The sequence below is a fragment of the Bradyrhizobium sp. 2S1 genome (genome assembly GCF_011516625.5).
Lineage (GTDB): Bacteria > Pseudomonadota > Alphaproteobacteria > Rhizobiales > Xanthobacteraceae > Bradyrhizobium > Bradyrhizobium septentrionale.
Map to the genome: position 1 here is coordinate 8,106,931 of NZ_CP147717.1, position 18,233 is coordinate 8,125,163.

The window sequence follows — 18,233 nt, forward strand, 5'->3', positions numbered from 1 at the left end:
TTACGACTTCGGCAGCAGCTTGACGCCGGGCGCCGGTGTCTTGCTGCCATGGTCGTGCCCGCCGCCCTGCCCGTCGGCCGGGATGTCGATCCAGCGGCTGATGCCCTGCTCGCATTCCTGCACGACCGGGAAGTACAGCGTGGTGTTGGGCTTCAACGTATCGGTGAGAAACGTCTGCATCACGAACTCGTCGTAGTTCTGGTCTGAGAGCTTGCCGCCGCTCCAGGCAACTTCCTTCACGCCCTCAGAGAGCTTGGCACCGTGATAGTCGTATTGCGCGGTGTATTGGCCGGTGACCGTATCGAGAGCCCAGCCGGGCTTCGGCATCGGCTTCACCCCGATCACGCCTTCCGGAATCTGCACGCGGAGCTTGATCGTTGCCGATCCCGCGCAGCCATGCGGCACGGCAAACACCGCCTTGTAGTACGAACCGACCGGCGCCTGCTTTCCTTCCAGCGTGACATGCGCGATCGCCGGCGACGCTGCGAACAGCGCCGCCGTGGCAATGAGGAGCGAGTGTGACCGCATGGCTGCCTCACATCTTCTTCATGTCCATGTGACCGGAATGGTCGCCATGGCCGGAATGATCGCCGCCGCCCGGAGCCTGCGCGCCGACGGCCTGCACGTCCAGCGAGACCGAGACCTTGCCGGCCTTCTCGAATTCGAGCGTGACCGGCACCTTGTCGCCCTGCTTCAGCTGACTCTTCAGGTCAAACATCATCAAATGATAGCCGCCGGGCGCGAGCTTCACGGTCTTGCCGGGCTCGATGGTCAGCCCCTTGTCGAGCGCGCGCATTTTCATCACGCCGTTGTCCATCGACATCTCGTGGACTTCGATCTTGCCGGCGACGTCGCCCGAGCCTGACACCAGCCGGTCCGCCGTCGTGCCCTTGTTCTCGATCGTCAGATAGCCGCCGCCGATCTTGGCGCCATTCGGCGTTGCCCGCGTCCAGGCCTGCGTGATCACGAGGTCGCCGGCCTTGACGTCCTCGGCGCGCGCGGACGTCGACGCGAGTGCAGCAGCCAGCGCTGCGAGGGCGAGGATGCGGGAGATCGTCTTCATGGCGGCGGATTCCTTTCGGGTTGAAGTCGTCGTGTTATCGGATTGCAGCCTGCACGTCAGACCATTTGTTCAAATCGGCGATCTCAGCCGATCCTTCAATCGTCGTGACCGTTCCGTCGCGCGCAATCAGCATGGTTCGCGGAATATCGCCTTGCCAGGCCGGATCGATCTCAAATCTCAATCGCTCGGCGAAGCCATCGTCGAAAATCCAGTTCTCGGCCGATGCGAGCCCGGCCCGGTCCAGCATCGATCGGGTCGCCTCCGGCAGGTTCGGAACCAGATCCGCGCTGATCGTCACAACATCGATATCAGGATGATCCTTCATGAACTGGCCGAGTTGCGGCAACTCGACCTTGCATGGTCCGCAGGTGACGCCCCAGAAATGCACCAGGGTCGGATGCCCGGCATGCGCATGCAGCAGCTTTTGCCAGCTGCCGCGCTCGAACGGCTTTGGCGCGCTCTCGCCCGCCGCCAGTGCGGACGGCAGCGTTGCGAGCAGGATAACAGCCGCGAGCAAATGACGTTTCATGGTTCGCCCTCGATCGCCTGAAAATGGTAGCCGTCGGCCTTGGTCATCCACGACAAATAGGTCTGCAGACGGTCCGAGACGAGCAGCGGATGGTCGGAGCTGTCGGCGGTGTCGGCGATATCAGTGGGCTTCGACCATGTCGCTCCATCGTCGTGCGATGTCATCAGATTGATCGACGTCTTCTGCCCGTCGAACTCCTTCCAGGCCATCACAAGCCCTTGCGGCCCTGCGATGATCTGCGGCCGCGACGGGCTGCGGTTCAGCTGACCGACGGGGAGCGGATCGGAGAAGGTTTTGCCGCCGTCGCGCGACCGCGCGTAGAACAATCCCTTGCGCGCCTTGCCGTTGGTGTACCACGTCACATGGTAGGTTCCTGCGGGCGAAATGGTCAGGCTCGGACCGTGGTGCGGACATGCCGCGATCTGCCAGTCGTCGCGGCTCACCCGATGCACCTCGCCGGGGGTGGCCAGATCGGTGAAGGTCACGATCGCATGGTCACGCACGCCGCCTTCGAAAATGTTCCGAAACACCACGACTGGATGGCCTGCCCCATCGAACGCCAGCCCAAGACGGCAGCATTCGCAGGTGTTGTCGGCCACGAGCCGCGCATCGGAATAGGTCGCGCCACCGTCTTTCGAGGAAGCGAAGAACAATCCGGCACCGTCATATTTCTCGCCGCGCTGCTGGGCCGGCACGCGGTTGCGCTTGTCGAGCCAGACCGCGAACACGGCGCCCGCGGGATCGAAGCCGATCGCCTCGAACCGCTGGCTCTCGTTGTTTGCAGTGATTGGCCTCGGCGGATCAAAGCTGCGCCCCCCATCGGTCGATCGCGTGGTCAGCACCTGGCCGTTGAAGGCCTGATCGCGGAAGGTCGAGAAGGCCAGCGCGATGTTTCCCTTGGCGTCGACCGCAAGCTTCGGCCGCGCGTCCGGTCCCCAATCCAGGTTGAGCCGGTCCCGGGTCACTTGCACCGGCGCGGAAAAGCTCTTGCCTTGATCCCTCGAGCTCGCGACGGAGATTTGGCCGCCGGCCATCCATGCCAACCACAACGTCCCATCCGGCCCAAAGGCGGGAGTGACCTTGGTCGCGCAGCGCAACACGGTCTCTTCGCACGCCGCTTCGGAGGCGTGCTGGTGGCTCATCTGTGCATTGGCCGGGTTCGGCAAGACCGCAAGCAGCACCGTTGCCAGCACCGTCAGAGCCGCAGGTTTGCGATATGTCATCGATGCGCCCCTCACTTGAACGCAATCCTCATGCCCGCCACGAAGGCACGTGGCGATCCGGCATAGATCGAGTTGGTCGTGTTCGCCAGTACGCTCGCGGGATTTTGAATGCCGCCCGCCGTTACCGAGTTCGCGATATTGTTCGCGGAAGCGATGTAGGTCCGGTCGAACACGTTCCGCACCTCGATGTACAGGTTCAGCGCCTTGAAATAGTCGGAGACGAGATCGGTCTTGTAGTGCAGGTTGAGATTGACGAGCTCGTAGCCGGGCGCCCTCAAGAGATTGGCGTTGTCCATGTAGAAACTATCCTTCCACTGGACCTCGGCGAACCCGCCCAGTCCCTGGAACGGACCTGACAACTCGTCGTAGCCCAACCGCGCCGTGAGCTCGTTCGGCGAAATGCCGGGGATCTTGTTGCCGGCGCGATTGAAGCTGAAGACCGTGCCGTTCGTGATGTTCTCGACGTATTCGGTGTAGACCTCGTCGAGATAGGTGTAGGCGGCCGAGAACCGCCAGCCCGGCAGGAACTTCCAGTCAGCGGCCAGTTCGACACCGCGATGCTCCGACCTCGGCGCATTGAACGTGTAGGAGATGCCCGCGAGCGGTGTTGCCCGGGAAACCAGTTCGTCCTTGAAGAACTCGTAGAACCCGGTGACGCTCAGCTTGACCGCGTTGTTCGGGGTCCAATCGGCTCCGAGGTCGTAACCGAGGTTCTTTTGCGTCCGCAGCTGGGTGTTATTGCCCGACGTGCCGTCCGGCAGGATGAACAGGTTGCTCACTTGGGGCGTGCCATATCCCGTTGCCACCCGCCCGCGGAATTGCCACTCGCTGTTCAACCGGTACAGCAGCGCCAGCTCGGGCGCGGTGTTCTGGAATTGCCGGTCCGCTGTCGTGATCGCCGTGGTCGTCGCCCCGGCCGCGCCGGCGTAGCTATAGGCGGTGTTTCGTCCTGTGAGATTGGTGGTCTCCCAGCCGATACCCGCAACAGCCGTCAGCGCGGGAGTAAGCTTCAGTTCCTCTCGCGCGCGCAGACCGTAATTCGTCGTCGTGCTGAACAGGTTGCTGGACAGGCTTCCAAGCGTCGCATTTCCGCCCGGCATCACATTGCGGGTATCGCTTGAAGCCGTGAGTGTATTGTAGAAGCCGCCAAAATAGGTCGTCGAATCCATCCCGAACAGTTCGCTGCGCCTGACGACGTCGCTTATGTAGTTGTAGGACGGGAAGTCGCCGATCGCGCTCGTCGATCCCGTCGGCTGGCTGATATTGCGGTCGTCGAAGACAAACTGGTTGCGCCAGGTGGTCTGGTTGTCGAAATCGTGCTCCCAGCGGCCACCGACGATGGTGCGGCGGTCGTCGCGCCCGAGGCCCGCCTGGACCGCGGTTTCCTTGTCGGTCCCAGCCGCCGAATTGAAACCGTTGTTGAACAAGGTCACGGTTCCGCATCCCGCCGCCGCCGTCGCTCCGGTCGTGCAGCCCTGCTGGAACGGGTTCTGGTTGAACTGATTGAGCGACGAGCGGATCGGCAGGCGTGTCGTCAGGTCGTTGTTGATGAGCTTCACCGTGAAACGGTCGTCCGGCGTGACCTGCAGCGTGCCGAGGAAATTGACGGTCTGGGTATTGAACCAGCTGTTCCCGATATAGCCGTCGCCGCGTGCGTCACTCGCGAACAGCGAGCCCTCGAAATTGCCGACCTTCTTGCCGGCGGCAAGATAGTTGTTGAGATAGCCAAAGCTGCCGCCGTCGACGCCATACTCGACGCCGTCGATCGTGCCGCCCGGCCGGGTCCGGAAATTCAGCGCACCGCCGGTCGCGTAATTGCCGTACAGCGCCGATGACGGCCCGCGGATCACATCGATCGCGCCATAGGCGCGCGGATCGATCAGGTCGCTGCGCGACAGACCGTCCGGCTGGGTGACCGGGAAACCGTCATCGAAGATGACGAGGTTGCGGATGCCAAAGCCGTTCCGCGCATTCGATCCGCGGATCGAGATGCCGAAATCACGCGGGCCATTGCCCTGCTTGATCGAGATGCCGGGACTGTCGCGCAACACGTCGGCGACGGAGAATGCCGGCCGATTGTCGAACTGGCTGCGGTCGATGGTGGTCTGGGTCTGGCCCGTGGGCGCCCGGTTCAAGCCGTCGCGGATCGCTGCGAGCGTCTCGCCCGGCCTCGCGCCGCCCGCTGGGGCCGCGGCCACGGTCGGCGCTGTCGCCAACTTGGGTGGCCGCCGGACGGATGCCGCTCGAGCGCGCGGCTTGGGCCCTGCCCGTTTGGCACGCGCCGCCGCCGCGGGTGCCTCAACGGTGACGGAGGGCAGCGCCGTCTGGGCCTTCGCCCAGCAACTGATCGTGGAAAGGGCCGCGCCGAGCATGAGCGCACTGGCCCCGCCGTGCGGTTGAAGCCGAAACATGGATGGTTCCTGACACCGGCTCTTCGGCCGGCTTGTTCAAGGGCACTCGCCGGCGCGGGACGCGCACCGGCAGCGAGAACGTCGTCAGGAAAACAGCGGCGGCGCGCGGGCTTGCGCCGAGAGACCGGCCGGCGAACGATCGCGTTCGCTGGCGAAATCGAGCCATACGATCCGGCGCGGCAGGCGTTCGACGGCCTGGGCCGCAACTTGCGGGTTATCAACCGGCGCACCGGTCTGCAGCACGCTGCATACAGAGCAACAGCCGTCATGGGCGCGGTGACCGGTCTGGTCGCCCTGCCCGGTGCCTGAGTCGGCATTGCCGTGGCAGATGGTGGCGGCCGCGAGCGGATCGGACGCGGCAAGGCTCGCCGCCCAGCAGGCCCCGATCGGTGCAAAAATCTGCACCAAGAGGGCAACCAGGACTATGGGCAGAAAATTCTTCAGCCGCCGGCGCATCGCAAAACCCATCCGGGATGGAACTAACCACCACAGGTGCCGAAAGTCGAGATCGCGACTGCCACCTTTTCTTCCAGCTCGCGGAAATAGCTGAGGGTGACACTTGCGTCACGGCTGCTTCGCAAGCGGACGTATCCCCTTACCCAGCCACGTGTTTTTGGACCGCTTTCGCAACCGGCGGTGGCACCATCCCAATCATTTCGCAAATTGCTCGAAATTTGAACAATCGTTGCCGAAAATGATGACAAGCTTGGAAAGATGGTCTACCAATTCGGGCTCAGGCCAGCCGCGAGGTTAGTCCTGGTGGTCCAAGTCTCGGGAGGAGCCCGACGCGCACAAGCAGCGTCACCCCATTAATCAAGATCAAATCGAATTCTTGGGGCAAATAGGGTCGACACAATTTTTGGAGCAGGGCTTGGAGCCCTGCTCTTTTTTTATGTGATGATCGCAAGGCGCTATGACTCCATCATCGAACCCAATCGAACGCAGCTTCGAACTCGCAGCCGCGGCTTGCGATGATCTGATGCTGTCCGTTTACCGACGCCTGTTTCGCGAACATCCCGAAGCGCAGGCGATGTTTCGCACCGAAGGCAGCGAGCCGGTGAGGGGATCGATGCTGTCGCTGACGATACAAGCCATCATCGATTTCGCCGGCGAGCGCCGCGGACATTTTCGCCTGATCGAATCGGAAGTGTTCTCGCACGACGCCTACGGAACACCGCGCGAACTGTTCGTCGCCTTCTTCGCCGTGATTGCGGACTGCTTGCGCGAAATTCTCGGCGAGCAATGGTCCGATGAGATCGATGCTGCGTGGCACAAGTTGCTCCGCGACATCGCGGCCGTCGTGCAGCAGAAACATCTCGTGGACGACAGGGCGTAGCGTCACCGTTCCGATTGTGACACACTCCCTTTATCCGCGGCGCGTGCAACTGACGCCGACGGAGAGAAAAAATGAAGAGGGAGCAAACAATGCCAGGAATCGACAAGGGCATCGACAAGGGGATGGACAAGGCGTCGACGACGCGGCGCGACCTTCTGCAATTGGCGGCGGCCGGTGGAGCTGCGGCGGGATTGTTCGGCGGAATGGGCGTGACGTCCGCGCTCGCAGCCGAAATGGGCCGCTCGGAAAAGCCGCTGAAGGCCGCATTCTCCAACGCCGGACTGCAGGCGACGTGGTGCGCGCAGGGCAAGCAGGCCGCCGAGTTCTGGGGCAAGCTGTTCAACGTCGAGGTGACCTGGTTCGACGGTCAGCTCGACGCCGTCAAGCAGCGCGCCGCGATCGACAACATGGCTTCGCAGAAATGGGATTTCGTCGCGATCCAGGCGTTCGGCATCGGTACGCTGACCCAGCCGGTGCAGAAGATGATCGACGCCGGCACCCCCGTGATCGACATGGACACGCTGATTGCGCCGCTCGACCAGATCAACGTCCACTCGTTCCTCGCGCCCGACAACGAGTTCATGGGCGCCTCGGTGACGCAGGCGCTGTGCAACGCGATCGGCGGCAAGGGCAAGGTCATCATGACCCAGGCCGCGCTCGGCCACACCGGCGCGCAGGGCCGCGCCAAGGGTTTCAACTCCGTCATCAAGCAGTTCCCGAACATCGAGGTGCTGGATACCCAGCCCGCCGACTGGGACGTCTCCAAGACCGCCCGGCTCTGGGAAACCTATCTGACAAAATATCCGCAGATCGACGCGGCGTTCTTCCACAATGACGACATGGCGCTCGCCGCCTACAACATCATGAAGGCGCGCAACCGCACCAACATCCTGATCGGCGGCGTCGACGCCATGCCGCCGGCGATCCAGGCGGTCAGCGAAGGCCGCATGTTCGCCACCGTCCGCAATCCGTCCTGCCGCATCCATGGCGGCGCGATCGTCGCGGGTGTCGCGGCCGTGGTCGGCGGCGAGAAGAGCGGCCAGGGCATTCCGAAGAATGTCGTGACCGACGGCCCCGTCGTGACCAAGGCCAACGCCGCCGGCATGCAGTGGATGGAGGATCACTTCCTGATCTGAGCGGCCCTCATGTCGCAGGGACGCTCCCCGATCATCGAGTTGAACCAGATCACGAAGGCCCTCGGCGGTGTCGAAGCCCTTCGTGGGGTCGACTTCGCGCTTCACGCCGGCGAGATCCATGGTCTCGTCGGCGAGAACGGCGCGGGCAAGAGCACGCTGAACTAACCCGTCTTATTCGTCAGAGTGCGCCTGAGAGGCTGGCGAGCGTGGTGTAAAGCGCTGATGCGGCGTAGGATTCGGTTGCAAAGCCAACCCCATCACCTCAACCGCGAACGCCAGGCCCGCCATGACCGATGATACGATTCTGCCCTTCTCGTTTCCAGCCGTTCACGCCAAGAAAGTCACAGCTGCCTTCGATGGCGGTCGGCTGACCTCGAACGGGGGCGTGATGCTTCTGGCGATGGCCGAGCGGCGTCTCGGCTTGGCCGACAATTTGGCCCGGGTGTTCCCGGATCGGCGCGATCCGACGCGGGTCGTGCACAGCCTTGTCGATATGTTCCGCGCGCGCATGTTCGCGATCTGCTGCGGCTACGAGGACGCCGACGACCTCGATCATCTGCGGTCCGATCCCGCATTCAAGCTGGCCTGCGGACGGCTGCCGGACACGGGTCGCGATCTGTGTTCCCAACCGACGCTGTCGCGGCTGGAGAATGCTCCGCGCCTGCGCGACGTGATCCGACTGACCTACACTTTGGTCGACGCATGGATGGATAGCTACCCGCGCGAGCCGGCATCCGTCACGCTCGACATCGATGATACCTGCGATGTCGTCCACGGCCATCAGCAGCTCTCGCTGTTCAACGCTCATTATGACGAACGCTGCTTCCTGCCGATCCACGTCTACGACACGGAGAAGAGCCGGCCCGTGGCGGTCGTGTTGCGGCCCGGCAAGACGCCGGGCGGCGTCGAGGTGCGTGCCCATCTGCGCCGCCTGATACGGCATATCCGGACGCGGTGGCACAACACGCGAATTACGTTCCGTGGCGACGGGCACTATGCCCGGCCGGAGGCAATGGCGTGGTGCGAGACCAACGGCATCGACTACATCTTCGGTCTGTCCGGCACCAAGCCGCTCGCCAGAAAACTCGACGAGGCCGCCGACGACATCCGCACGCGACGCGCCATCGAGAACCTGCCGGTTCTGCGTGGCTATACCGAGACGCGCCACAAGGCCAAGTCCTGGGATCGCGAACGGCGTACCGTCGCCCGTATTGAGGCGACGATGCTCGGCCTCGACATCCGTTTCGTCGTCACCAGCCTCGATGTCGGCTCGGCCGAGTGGATCTACGACAGCCTGTATTGCGCGCGCGGCCAAGCCGAGAATCTGATCAAGCTGCATAAGACACAGCTCGCCTCCGATCGCACCAGCTGCCGTTCGGCGCTCGCCAATCAAGTCCGCCTCGTTCTCCACACCGCCGCTTATTGGCTGATGCTGACCGTGCGCGACGCGATTCCCAAAGCCCGGGAATTGGCCACAGCCGAGTTCGCGACGCTGCGTCTTCGTCTCTTGAAACTCGCTGCCCGTGTCGTCGAGACCACGAGCCGCATTCGCCTTGCGTTTGCCGCGGCATGTCCCGAAGCCGACCTGATCCGCGGCTTGCCAGGCGCGCTGCTGCCGCTCGGTCCTTGACCGGCGGGGCGTCCGCCCCCCGTTCGCCCAACCCATCCCTCAAGCGCGTTGCAAAGTACGGGTCGTCAGGCGGTGAAAAGCCGAAGGCAATCCCGCGCGCCTCGTCAGAGCAGATGTGCGGCCACATCAATCGGACTAAAAAAAGCACTCTCACGAATAGGACGGGCTAAGGGCCTGTTCCTGCCTGCGGACATTGGCCCGTGCAATTCCGATCAGCTGCTCTGTGGTGCGAATACCGATATATGTTGCGGTAACATCGGCCAAAAGGGACACCAGAACGCCGTCATAAGTCGCGATCGACGCAAGGTACACGCCATCGGCAGATTCAACTCCGCGGCGGAACTTGCCCCAGAAGTCGAGCTCCCAGGCTGCCTGCGCAGCAAGAGCATCGGTCCAGAAATATGAAGGCGTCGCGTTTGGCCCTGCCAGCGGCGTCGCCGCGCTGGTCCGATTGTAAATTACCGACCCCACGCCTTGCTGCACCTGCGGATAGCTTATGCCGATGGCTATTCCCAGCACCGCACGTGCTTGCAGCACCCGAGTCCCTGCGCTCTCCAACGTTAGATTTTGGTAGTACGCAATCTGGATCAGCTTGTTGAGGGTTGGATCACGAAAGCCTTCCCACCAATGTTCGTACTCACGCGGGCCGGACTTAACCGAGCGATTGTCTGCGCCACGAAATTTTTCGGCAAGCGGAGCGACAGGCGCTGCAAAATCCGGCCCAATCGTACATGCCACGGTTGGCAGGAGAAGTGCAGCCACAAGCAGCCAATGACTTGACCAGCCAAGAATAGCGCCGACGTTACGCTGTCGCCCAAACGGTGCCTGATACTGCGTCTCCAAGGCTTTCGCTCCCCACGCACGTGGACCTGACTGTATCCCTTCATTGTCGCGCCGCACGCTACGATGGCGGCTTTTCCACAGAGGGCATGACGTACAACAACCATTTCTTCATCCGGATCGTGACCTTCGAAATAACGTGCGTGGCCTTGCCCTTCTGCGTGTAAATCGCCGCCGATCCACCTGACCCGATGGACAGCTTGCGGGCTACGGCATCGTCGGCGAAATTGATCCGTACTGCATAAAGCCCGTCAGATCCGATCCGGGCCGCGTTCGGGATTGTGCCGCTGGTTGTGAATTGCCCTCCCCCGGTTGCCGGGATCACATAGTCCACTTTTCCAAAGAACAGGCGGCCGGGATATGGGTTAAGCACCATTTCCACATCATCGCCCGGCTCCACATTCGAGAGCCAATTCTGGGGAAACACAGCGGCGACGGCGGTATCGGACACGTTGACGAATGTTCCCGCCGCAGCAAGCGGCATCGGCACAAGCATGGTGCCGATCTGCACCTGCCAATTCGTGACGTATCCATCAGCCGGCGCCGTCATCTTGCACTGTGCGAGGTTAAAGCGCGCGTCGTCCAATTGAGCTTCGATGGCAGGAACATTGCTCTGGGCCGACTGCAAGGCCGCGGCGGCCTGTTGAGCCGAGGCTTGCGCTTGAGCGAGACCCGCTTCAGCCTGCTGAACAGCGGCGTCCGCTTCCTGGCGTTCTTGCGCAGCCTTGGCTACGTTAAGCTGGCTAATGGCAGCTTTGTCCACACGCTGGATGTTGAGGGCGATTTGTTCCTGGGTCTTGGCTAGTTCGTCGGCGGCCTTCGCTTTCGCAAGAATGGCCTGTGCATTCGGTATCGCTGTTTTTGCGGTCGTCAGCGCGGCTTCGGCCTGCATTACGTTCGCCTTCGACGCGGCCAACTGCGCCTCGACCTGGTTCACCGTGTACTGGTACGGCGCCGGGTCAATTTCCAGCAGCAAGTCACCTTTCTTCACCCGTTGATTTGCCTCGGCGTGGATCGCCTTCACCTGTCCTTTGACATAAGGAACGAGCTGCACCACGTACTGGCTGGTCACCATCTTGTCCGTAATCGGTGCCGACTGCGTCCAGACCACCACGACGCCACCGATCATGAATACGCCCGCGACGATCAAGGCCGCGATGATATAGGCCGTGGGCTTGATGCGCAGGACCTTGAACAGCACGAGAACGATCGCAACGTAGACGATGATCAGCATTGCGATCACGGTCGCATCTCCTTGTCCCCTGAGAGCTGACGCGATGCGGTCGCACCGTCACCCGTGTCGGGTGCTACGCCGTGGGGCTGAAAATCGCTTTTTGCTGATTTAACTCCGAACGGCGTAGTGAACGCCCATATGAACGCAACCGGCCATAGCAAGCCGCCTGTCGCGATCCCGACCCAGCTCATGGCATTGATTGCGCTGGCCTGCGGATGATTCCATTTGCGCGCGAGTTGACCCGGAAGTTTGCCCAGATTGACGACAATGATGACGCCAGCAAAAATCAGAACAGCGAACACGACAAACGCGAACGCATCCAAAGCGCCGAATGAAGAATCCACTGCCGACACTCCCTTCTATGCGCGATGATATTTCGCGCAGGGCTTTCGAAGCGGGCCGGAACGATTTCTTAGCGAAGAAGAATAAGTCGTGGCGTTGGGTCCGACACGAATCGCCACGACTTATCGCGCTCAGTCTCTCGCTTTTTCAAGCGCGTGCCGCATCAGCTTTTGTTCATCACTTGACATCTGTACGGGACCAAGTTTGTAAGTGAGCTTGTCGATCTTGCCGGTGAAGCGGAAAGGAAGTTTGTAACTGTCGTCCACCGTCGTGCGGGTGTCGCTCCCGATGTCAAACGTTTCGTCGATGGCCATAAGAAACGGAATCGTGTGCGGGATCGTCTTTGCGGCCACCAGCTTGCCATCGGCCGTCAGTACACCGGTGCCACCCTTGCCCGGGCCGGGTCCGTTGTACTTGAAGTCGAATACTATCGTGTGCTTGCCGGGTTTGAGGGCATCGCTAAACAAGTCGCGACCACCAATGCCGCCTTCCCAGCGGTACCGTTCGAGATCGAGCAGGTTATAGACGAAGACTGGTTTGCCTTTGAGCAAGTAGAGGGCGTATCCGCCAAAGCGACCGCCAAGAGTGGCGATCATTCCCTCCGCGCCGCCTTGAGGAACAGTAACCTCAGCGGTGATGGTGTAATTCTTATTGAGGATGCTCGGAGCGCTACTGTCGGGGATTCCAGCAATCTCACCAGAATAGGTGAAAACCGTTCGCCCTGCAGTCGCGCTCGGGCGCGGTGTCACAATGCGGGGCAGCACCGAGTTGTCCAGCGGAAAGACCTGGTATTTCGCCGCCTCCGACAGGAACAACGCTTGCAACTCCTTGAGCTTGTCGGGATTCTTGGCTGCGAGGTCGTTGTTTTGCGAGTAGTCGTCAGCGATGTTGTAGAGTTCCCATTTGTAGTCGTTAATCTCAGGCAGCTTGGCCGTTCCCAAGAGCCAAGGCGGCTCGGGGGGCGTTGTGGCAAGCGTACCAACCATCGTGGTAGATTCCACGGTTCGCGAACATTTCGAAATACTGCGTGTCGCGCTTCGAGGGTGCGTTGGCGTTGGCCTTGTCGAACGTATAGGCCATGCTCACGCCCTCGATGGGCTTTTGCGTGATGCCATTGACCGTGGCGGGAGCCTGGATGCCCGCGGCTTCGAGGATCGTCGGCACGATATCGATCATGTGATGGAATTGGGTGCGGATGCCACCAGCGTCCGTGATGTGGCCGGGCCATGAGATGACCATGCCTTGCCGGGTCCCGCCGAAGTGCGATGCCACCTGCTTGGTCCATTTGAACGGGGTATCGAAGGCCCACGACCACGCCACCGACATATGCGGGTAAGTCTTGTCGGAGCCCCAATTCTCGTAATGCAGCATCAGCTCGGCTTCGGGCAGCTTCAAAATGCCGTTGTAGGCGGTCATCTGGTTCGGCGTGCCCTCAAGCGTGCCTTCGGCGCTCGTGCCGTTGTCGCCGCTGATGTAGATGATCAGCGTGTTGTCGAGTTTGCCCATGTCCTCGACCGCCTGGATGACGCGGCCGATTTCGTAGTCGGTATACGTCGCATAGCCGGCAAACACCTCGGCTTCGCGCGCGTATAATTTCTTTTGGATGAACGAGAGCGAGTCCCACTTCGGCAGGGTATCCGGCCAAGCGGTGAGCTGGGTGTTCGCCGGGATCACCCCGAGGCGCTTCTGGTTGGCGAAGATCTGCTCGCGCAACTTCTCCCAGCCCATGTCGAACTTGCCCTTGAACTTGTCGATCCATTCCTTCTTCGGCTGATGCGGCGAATGCGTGCCGCCGGGCACGTAGTAGAGGAAGAACGGCTTGTCGGGTGCGGCCGCGTTCAGTCCGTTCATGTAGTTGATGGCATCATCCGCCATGTCGGTTATGAGGTTGTAGCCGGTCTTGCCGATCCACGGAAAAATCTGGGTCGTGTTCTTATAAAGATACGGCGTCCACTGGTCGGTCTCGCCGCCCATGAAGCCGTAGAAGTATTGGAAGCCCATGCCGACCGGCCATTGGTCGAATGGCCCGGCCGCGCTGTAAAGATAGGTGGGAGTGTTGTGGTTCTTGCCAAACCACGACGTGGCATATCCGTTGTCGCGAAGAATAGTTCCGATCGTGGCGCTCTCGGGGCCGATTACGGAATCGTAGCCCGGATAGCCGGTGGACATTTCACCGATGACACCGTAGCCGACCGAATGGTGGTTGCGGCCAGTGATGAGCGCCGCCCGCGTCGGCGAGCAGAGCGCTGTCGAATGAAACTGCGTATAACGCAGACCCGCCTTGGCGACGCGATCCATGTTCGGCGTCGGGATCACCCCACCGAAGGTGCCGGACACGCCATAACCCTGGTCGTCAGTCATGATCAACAGGACGTTCGGCGCACCCTTGGGCGGCACGACGGACGGTGGCCAGTATGGCTTGGAGGCCGTGGCATCTTCCTTGATCACGCCGCCGAACTTCGGTGGCTCCGGCGGAAGCTGCTTGCCATCGATGGTTGTCGTGGCGCTCGGCGAACCCGGCGCGCCGGTGGTTTGCTGCGCGAGGCTGGTTGTCCCCAGCGCGCACAGCAAATAAGCGGCGGTGAGGGTGGTGCCGCAAAGCAGCAAGTTGCGGCGGTTTTGTAAGCGGCCTTCCGGCTTTGAACTATCGTCATCGTGACGAGTACCGGTCATTGAAAGCTCCCTCTTGGAGACGACAGAACCCATGGACGCCTATCCGAGACACAAAGCCGCAACGCTTAAGTTGATCTAGATCAACCTACCGCCCACGGGTCCGAAACGTCGGATTCGGGTCTTGAGCGGAAGTTGTGCCCCTCCCCGCCCGCGTCCGTTCGTACCCTGAAAGCAGACGTCGAGGCGGCCGGGCCGAAGGTCCGCACATGGCCACTTCCGAACTCATGCGCCGTAGCAGTTGCGCTAAAATTTCCGAAGAAGCCCGGCCGAGTCAGCGCTATCCTCTGGTGGACGGCGGAGGGTTACTCTTTTGTCAGTGTCTACGGCACATCGCGAGATAACTGGGAGGATCGGCAGCAAAATCGCCGTTGCAGTCGGACTTGCTCTCAGTCAGGCCGCGGTAGCAGCACCGCCCGATAGCCCAAATCCCGCGCTTGCCCCATGGTTTGAGAGCCTGAAGCAACCAGGCACCGGTGCGTCGTGCTGCTCGATTGCGGATTGCCGAACGGTAGAGTTCCGACAGGACCGAGACGGCTACGAGGTATTGATCGATGATCGCTGGAAGATGTCGGCTCCATTCTGGCTGCGGGTCCCACCGAACAGGATCATCGACAGAACCGATAACCCGACGAACCGCGCCGTGGTCTGCTTCACGCCCGAGGCCGGCATTCTCTGTTTCGTGCGTCCGGCCGAAAGTTAGTTCGTGCCGCGGCAGCTCATGGCTCGCCGAACCTCCTTGCCGATCCCGAATGGAAGCGAGTGCAACTTACCGTACACGACGATCGGTACTCCCTGATCATCTGGCAAAAGCGGGCTGCCAGTGGCGCAGTTCGCGTGCTGCGTAAGTGACTGCGCCGATCGTCGTGTAGGACCCGGCCTCCAGCATCATGCCGCGTGCGAGCTTGAGGGCCCGTGCCTCGCAGATCGCGCGCTGCTTCTCGTCCGCGATCCACTCGAAATCGATGTTGTGCGCGAGGCCGAGGATTCGCCGGATGGTCTTGGCCGCCGCGAAGCCGACCGTGTCCCGGAACAGCCGCGCCATGTAGGCCTGCCGCTCGGCCTCCAGCCGCGCGGCGCCCGCCTCGCCCGTAAACAGCGACAACGGATAGCCGTCGCCATCAGCCTCGCTGCGCCACAGCGCGAGAAATTTTCGGGAGAACCCGGTCCAGACGCCCTCGATGGTTTCCAGCAGCCACGCTTCGAACGAGGCGCGCTCGCCTTGTGTGCGCTCGTGCCCTGCGGAAGCCAGATAGGCCATCAGGAGGTTACCGATGACGGCGCCGATGTCGAACCCCATCGGGCCGTAGAAGGCGAACTCGGGGTCGATCACCTTGGTCTCGCTCTCGGTGACCATGATCGAGCCGGTGTGCAGGTCGCCGTGCAGCAGCGCCTCCGGGCTCGCCATGAATTTCAGCTTGAGCCTGGAGATCGCGACATGCAGGTCGAGATCCTCGCGGAACGCCGCGGCGGTCGCGTCGAGATAAGGCGCGGTCCAGCGGTTCTGCTCGGCGATCCGGTAGGGATCGGTGAAGATCAGATCCTCGGTGATCTTGCAGAGCGCATGGTTGCCGGCGAAATCGGCGATCCCCTGCTTCTTCGCCGCGGCCGACAACGCCAGATCGGACGAGAAGAACAGCGTCTGCGCCAGGAAGGTCGAGATATCATCGACAAAGCGCGGATAGCGCGTGGCTCCAATCAGGCCCTTGCGCATGATGATGTGCGGCTCGAGCAGCTCCATCGCGGTGAGCGCAAGCTCCGCATCGTGATGCAGCACCGCCGGCACAAGCTTTGGCGCCAGCCGTGCCTGATGCACCAACGCCATGTGTTCGTAGTGCGCGCGCGAGAGCGGCAGCGGCCAGCTCTCGCCCACCAGCCGCACATAGGGCAGCGCCTGCTTGACGGCGATGCCGCCGGTCATGCCCTTGACGATGAAGACGAGGTTGAGATTGCCGTCGCCGACCTCGCTGATCGACCATTCGGCCGACGCGCCGCCAAGCTGCGTGACGATGGCAGGAACTCCGGCCAGATAGTCCCGGAGGTCAGCTTCCCGCAGGATTCGATACTGGCTGGCCCCGGAGGAGCCTGGTTGCGCCTGCAGGTTCATCTGGTCGCCTCCTCCCACATCGGCCTGTTTGAGCATGATCTTTTCGGAAAACCGCTGGGCGCTTTTCCGGATCATGCTCTAGCTTCTAGCCCGTCCTATTCGTGAGAGTGCTTTTTTTAGTCCGATTGATGTGGCCGCACATCTGCTCTGACGAGGCGCGCGGGATTGCCTTCGGCTTTTCACCGCCTGACGACCCGTACTTTGCAACGCGCTTGAGGGATGGGTTGGGCGAACGGGGGGCGGACGCCCCGCCGGTCAAGGACCGAGCGGCAGCAGCGCGCCTGGCAAGCCGCGGATCAGGTCGGCTTCGGGACATGCCGCGGCAAACGCAAGGCGAATGCGGCTCGTGGTCTCGACGACACGGGCAGCGAGTTTCAAGAGACGAAGACGCAGCGTCGCGAACTCGGCTGTGGCCAATTCCCGGGCTTTGGGAATCGCGTCGCGCACGGTCAGCATCAGCCAATAAGCGGCGGTGTGGAGAACGAGGCGGACTTGATTGGCGAGCGCCGAACGGCAGCTGGTGCGATCGGAGGCGAGCTGTGTCTTATGCAGCTTGATCAGATTCTCGGCTTGGCCGCGCGCGCAATACAGGCTGTCGTAGATCCACTCGGCCGAGCCGACATCGAGGCTGGTGACGACGAAACGGATGTCGAGGCCGAGCATCGTCGCCTCAATACGGGCGACGGTACGCCGTTCGCGATCCCAGGACTTGGCCTTGTGGCGCGTCTCGGTATAGCCACGCAGAACCGGCAGGTTCTCGATGGCGCGTCGCGTGCGGATGTCGTCGGCGGCCTCGTCGAGTTTTCTGGCGAGCGGCTTGGTGCCGGACAGACCGAAGATGTAGTCGATGCCGTTGGTCTCGCACCACGCCATTGCCTCCGGCCGGGCATAGTGCCCGTCGCCACGGAACGTAATTCGCGTGTTGTGCCACCGCGTCCGGATATGCCGTATCAGGCGGCGCAGATGGGCACGCACCTCGACGCCGCCCGGCGTCTTGCCGGGCCGCAACACGACCGCCACGGGCCGGCTCTTCTCCGTGTCGTAGACGTGGATCGGCAGGAAGCAGCGTTCGTCATAATGAGCGTTGAACAGCGAGAGCTGCTGATGGCCGTGGACGACATCGCAGGTATCATCGATGTCGAGCGTGACGGATGCCGGCTCGCGCGGGTAGCTATCCATCCATGCGTCGACCAAAGTGTAGGTCAGTCGGATCACGTCGCGCAGGCGCGGAGCATTCTCCAGCCGCGACAGCGTCGGTTGGGAACACAGATCGCGACCCGTGTCCGGCAGCCGTCCGCAGGCCAGCTTGAATGCGGGATCGGACCGCAGATGATCGAGGTCGTCGGCGTCCTCGTAGCCGCAGCAGATCGCGAACATGCGCGCGCGGAACATATCGACAAGGCTGTGCACGACCCGCGTCGGATCGCGCCGATCCGGGAACACCCGGGCCAAATTGTCGGCCAAGCCGAGACGCCGCTCGGCCATCGCCAGAAGCATCACGCCCCCGTTCGAGGTCAGCCGACCGCCATCGAAGGCAGCTGTGACTTTCTTGGCGTGAACGGCTGGAAACGAGAAGGACAGAATCGTATCATCGGTCATGGCGGGCCTGGCGTTCGCGGTTGAGGTGATGGGGTTGGCTTTGCAACCGAATCCTACGCCGCATCAGCGCTTTACACCACGCTCGCCAGCCTCTCAGGCGCACTCTGACGAAT

15 protein-coding genes and 2 pseudogenes are annotated in these 18,233 nt (G+C 62.1%); 4 read left to right on the forward strand and 13 right to left on the reverse strand.

The features are described from left to right. The 6 genes from HAP54_RS38325 to HAP54_RS38350 all read right to left on the reverse strand — a co-directional run bounded on the left by HAP54_RS38325 (position 1) and on the right by HAP54_RS38350 (position 5,682). Positions 1 to 528 carry a YcnI family protein gene (locus tag HAP54_RS38325; protein WP_166295984.1) on the reverse strand — a complete coding sequence of 176 codons (528 nt, stop codon included), beginning with the start codon at positions 526 to 528 and terminating at the stop codon, positions 1 to 3. 7 nt (positions 529 to 535) lie between these two features. After that, positions 536 to 1,063 carry a copper chaperone PCu(A)C gene (locus HAP54_RS38330; protein ID WP_166295987.1) on the reverse strand — a complete coding sequence of 176 codons (528 nt, stop codon included), beginning with the start codon at positions 1,061 to 1,063 and terminating at the stop codon, positions 536 to 538. Positions 1,064 to 1,097: 34 nt separating this feature from the next. After that, positions 1,098 to 1,592 carry a TlpA family protein disulfide reductase gene (locus HAP54_RS38335; protein WP_166295990.1) on the reverse strand — a complete coding sequence of 165 codons (495 nt, stop codon included), beginning with the start codon at positions 1,590 to 1,592 and terminating at the stop codon, positions 1,098 to 1,100. Continuing rightward, positions 1,589 to 2,815: a sialidase family protein gene (locus HAP54_RS38340; protein WP_166295993.1), complete on the reverse strand. Its 1,227-nt coding sequence runs from the start codon at positions 2,813 to 2,815 to the stop codon at positions 1,589 to 1,591. The genes HAP54_RS38335 and HAP54_RS38340 overlap by 4 nt, the downstream gene beginning before the upstream one ends. Positions 2,816 to 2,826: 11 nt before the next feature. Further along, positions 2,827 to 5,226: a TonB-dependent receptor family protein gene (locus HAP54_RS38345; RefSeq protein ID WP_166295996.1), complete on the reverse strand. Its 2,400-nt coding sequence runs from the start codon at positions 5,224 to 5,226 to the stop codon at positions 2,827 to 2,829. Positions 5,227 to 5,310: 84 nt separating this feature from the next. Next, a complete protein-coding gene (locus HAP54_RS38350) occupies positions 5,311 to 5,682 on the reverse strand; it encodes a DUF2946 domain-containing protein (protein WP_166295999.1) in 372 nt (123 codons plus the stop codon). 457 nt (positions 5,683 to 6,139) lie between these two features. Here HAP54_RS38350 and HAP54_RS38355 point away from each other — a divergent pair, with 457 nt between their 5' ends. From HAP54_RS38355 to HAP54_RS38370, 4 genes and pseudogenes are all read left to right on the forward strand, one after another. After that, entirely contained in the window at positions 6,140 to 6,562 is a 423-nt protein-coding gene (locus tag HAP54_RS38355) for a globin (RefSeq protein ID WP_166296002.1), read from the forward strand. A gap of 89 nt (positions 6,563 to 6,651) precedes the next feature. Continuing rightward, positions 6,652 to 7,698, forward strand: a complete 1,047-nt coding sequence (locus HAP54_RS38360) for a sugar ABC transporter substrate-binding protein (RefSeq protein WP_414646164.1) — start codon at positions 6,652 to 6,654, stop codon at positions 7,696 to 7,698. Between the two features lie 9 nt (positions 7,699 to 7,707). Further along, a pseudogene (locus HAP54_RS38365) lies at positions 7,708 to 7,857 on the forward strand (ATP-binding cassette domain-containing protein); the annotation flags it as partial. Positions 7,858 to 7,984: 127 nt separating this feature from the next. Next, positions 7,985 to 9,328 (forward strand): IS1380-like element ISBdi2 family transposase, encoded by a 1,344-nt coding sequence (locus tag HAP54_RS38370; RefSeq protein ID WP_166204320.1) that lies wholly within the window; start codon positions 7,985 to 7,987, stop codon positions 9,326 to 9,328. Positions 9,329 to 9,478: 150 nt separating this feature from the next. Here HAP54_RS38370 and HAP54_RS38375 read toward each other — a convergent pair whose 3' ends face one another. The 7 genes and pseudogenes from HAP54_RS38375 to HAP54_RS38405 all read right to left on the reverse strand — a co-directional run bounded on the left by HAP54_RS38375 (position 9,479) and on the right by HAP54_RS38405 (position 18,120). Then, positions 9,479 to 10,171, reverse strand: a complete 693-nt coding sequence (locus HAP54_RS38375; RefSeq protein WP_175619286.1) for a TolC family protein — start codon at positions 10,169 to 10,171, stop codon at positions 9,479 to 9,481. Between the two features lie 58 nt (positions 10,172 to 10,229). Beyond that, complete coding sequence (locus HAP54_RS38380) at positions 10,230 to 11,402, reverse strand: HlyD family secretion protein (protein ID WP_224742016.1); 1,173 nt, start codon at positions 11,400 to 11,402, stop codon at positions 10,230 to 10,232. 5 nt (positions 11,403 to 11,407) lie between these two features. After that, complete coding sequence (locus HAP54_RS38385; RefSeq protein WP_165123826.1) at positions 11,408 to 11,746, reverse strand: DUF3302 domain-containing protein; 339 nt, start codon at positions 11,744 to 11,746, stop codon at positions 11,408 to 11,410. A gap of 129 nt (positions 11,747 to 11,875) precedes the next feature. Beyond that, positions 11,876 to 14,417, reverse strand: a pseudogene (locus tag HAP54_RS38390) (arylsulfatase). 534 nt (positions 14,418 to 14,951) lie between these two features. Then, positions 14,952 to 15,086 carry a hypothetical protein gene (locus HAP54_RS38395; protein WP_256375165.1) on the reverse strand — a complete coding sequence of 45 codons (135 nt, stop codon included), beginning with the start codon at positions 15,084 to 15,086 and terminating at the stop codon, positions 14,952 to 14,954. Between the two features lie 127 nt (positions 15,087 to 15,213). Continuing rightward, positions 15,214 to 16,521 (reverse strand): S-methyl-5-thioribose kinase, encoded by a 1,308-nt coding sequence (gene mtnK / locus HAP54_RS38400; protein WP_166306824.1) that lies wholly within the window; start codon positions 16,519 to 16,521, stop codon positions 15,214 to 15,216. Between the two features lie 255 nt (positions 16,522 to 16,776). Further along, positions 16,777 to 18,120 carry an IS1380-like element ISBdi2 family transposase gene (locus HAP54_RS38405; RefSeq protein ID WP_166296007.1) on the reverse strand — a complete coding sequence of 448 codons (1,344 nt, stop codon included), beginning with the start codon at positions 18,118 to 18,120 and terminating at the stop codon, positions 16,777 to 16,779. Positions 18,121 to 18,233: the final 113 nt, after the last annotated feature.

Coding starts and splice junctions, on each gene's coding strand:
- HAP54_RS38405 (WP_166296007.1), bottom strand. CDS start 18,120: ATGACCGATGATACGATTCTGTCCTTCTCGTTTCCAGCCGTTCACGCC.
- HAP54_RS38340 (WP_166295993.1), bottom strand. CDS start 2,815: ATGACATATCGCAAACCTGCGGCTCTGACGGTGCTGGCAACGGTGCTG.
- HAP54_RS38360 (WP_414646164.1), top strand. CDS start 6,652: ATGCCAGGAATCGACAAGGGCATCGACAAGGGGATGGACAAGGCGTCG.
- HAP54_RS38345 (WP_166295996.1), bottom strand. CDS start 5,226: ATGTTTCGGCTTCAACCGCACGGCGGGGCCAGTGCGCTCATGCTCGGC.
- HAP54_RS38370 (WP_166204320.1), top strand. CDS start 7,985: ATGACCGATGATACGATTCTGCCCTTCTCGTTTCCAGCCGTTCACGCC.
- HAP54_RS38355 (WP_166296002.1), top strand. CDS start 6,140: ATGACTCCATCATCGAACCCAATCGAACGCAGCTTCGAACTCGCAGCC.
- HAP54_RS38330 (WP_166295987.1), bottom strand. CDS start 1,063: ATGAAGACGATCTCCCGCATCCTCGCCCTCGCAGCGCTGGCTGCTGCA.
- HAP54_RS38335 (WP_166295990.1), bottom strand. CDS start 1,592: ATGAAACGTCATTTGCTCGCGGCTGTTATCCTGCTCGCAACGCTGCCG.
- HAP54_RS38380 (WP_224742016.1), bottom strand. CDS start 11,402: ATGCTGATCATCGTCTACGTTGCGATCGTTCTCGTGCTGTTCAAGGTC.
- HAP54_RS38395 (WP_256375165.1), bottom strand. CDS start 15,086: ATGCCGGCCTCGGGCGTGAAGCAGACCACGGCGCGGTTCGTCGGGTTA.
- mtnK (WP_166306824.1), bottom strand. CDS start 16,521: ATGAACCTGCAGGCGCAACCAGGCTCCTCCGGGGCCAGCCAGTATCGA.
- HAP54_RS38350 (WP_166295999.1), bottom strand. CDS start 5,682: ATGCGCCGGCGGCTGAAGAATTTTCTGCCCATAGTCCTGGTTGCCCTC.
- HAP54_RS38325 (WP_166295984.1), bottom strand. CDS start 528: ATGCGGTCACACTCGCTCCTCATTGCCACGGCGGCGCTGTTCGCAGCG.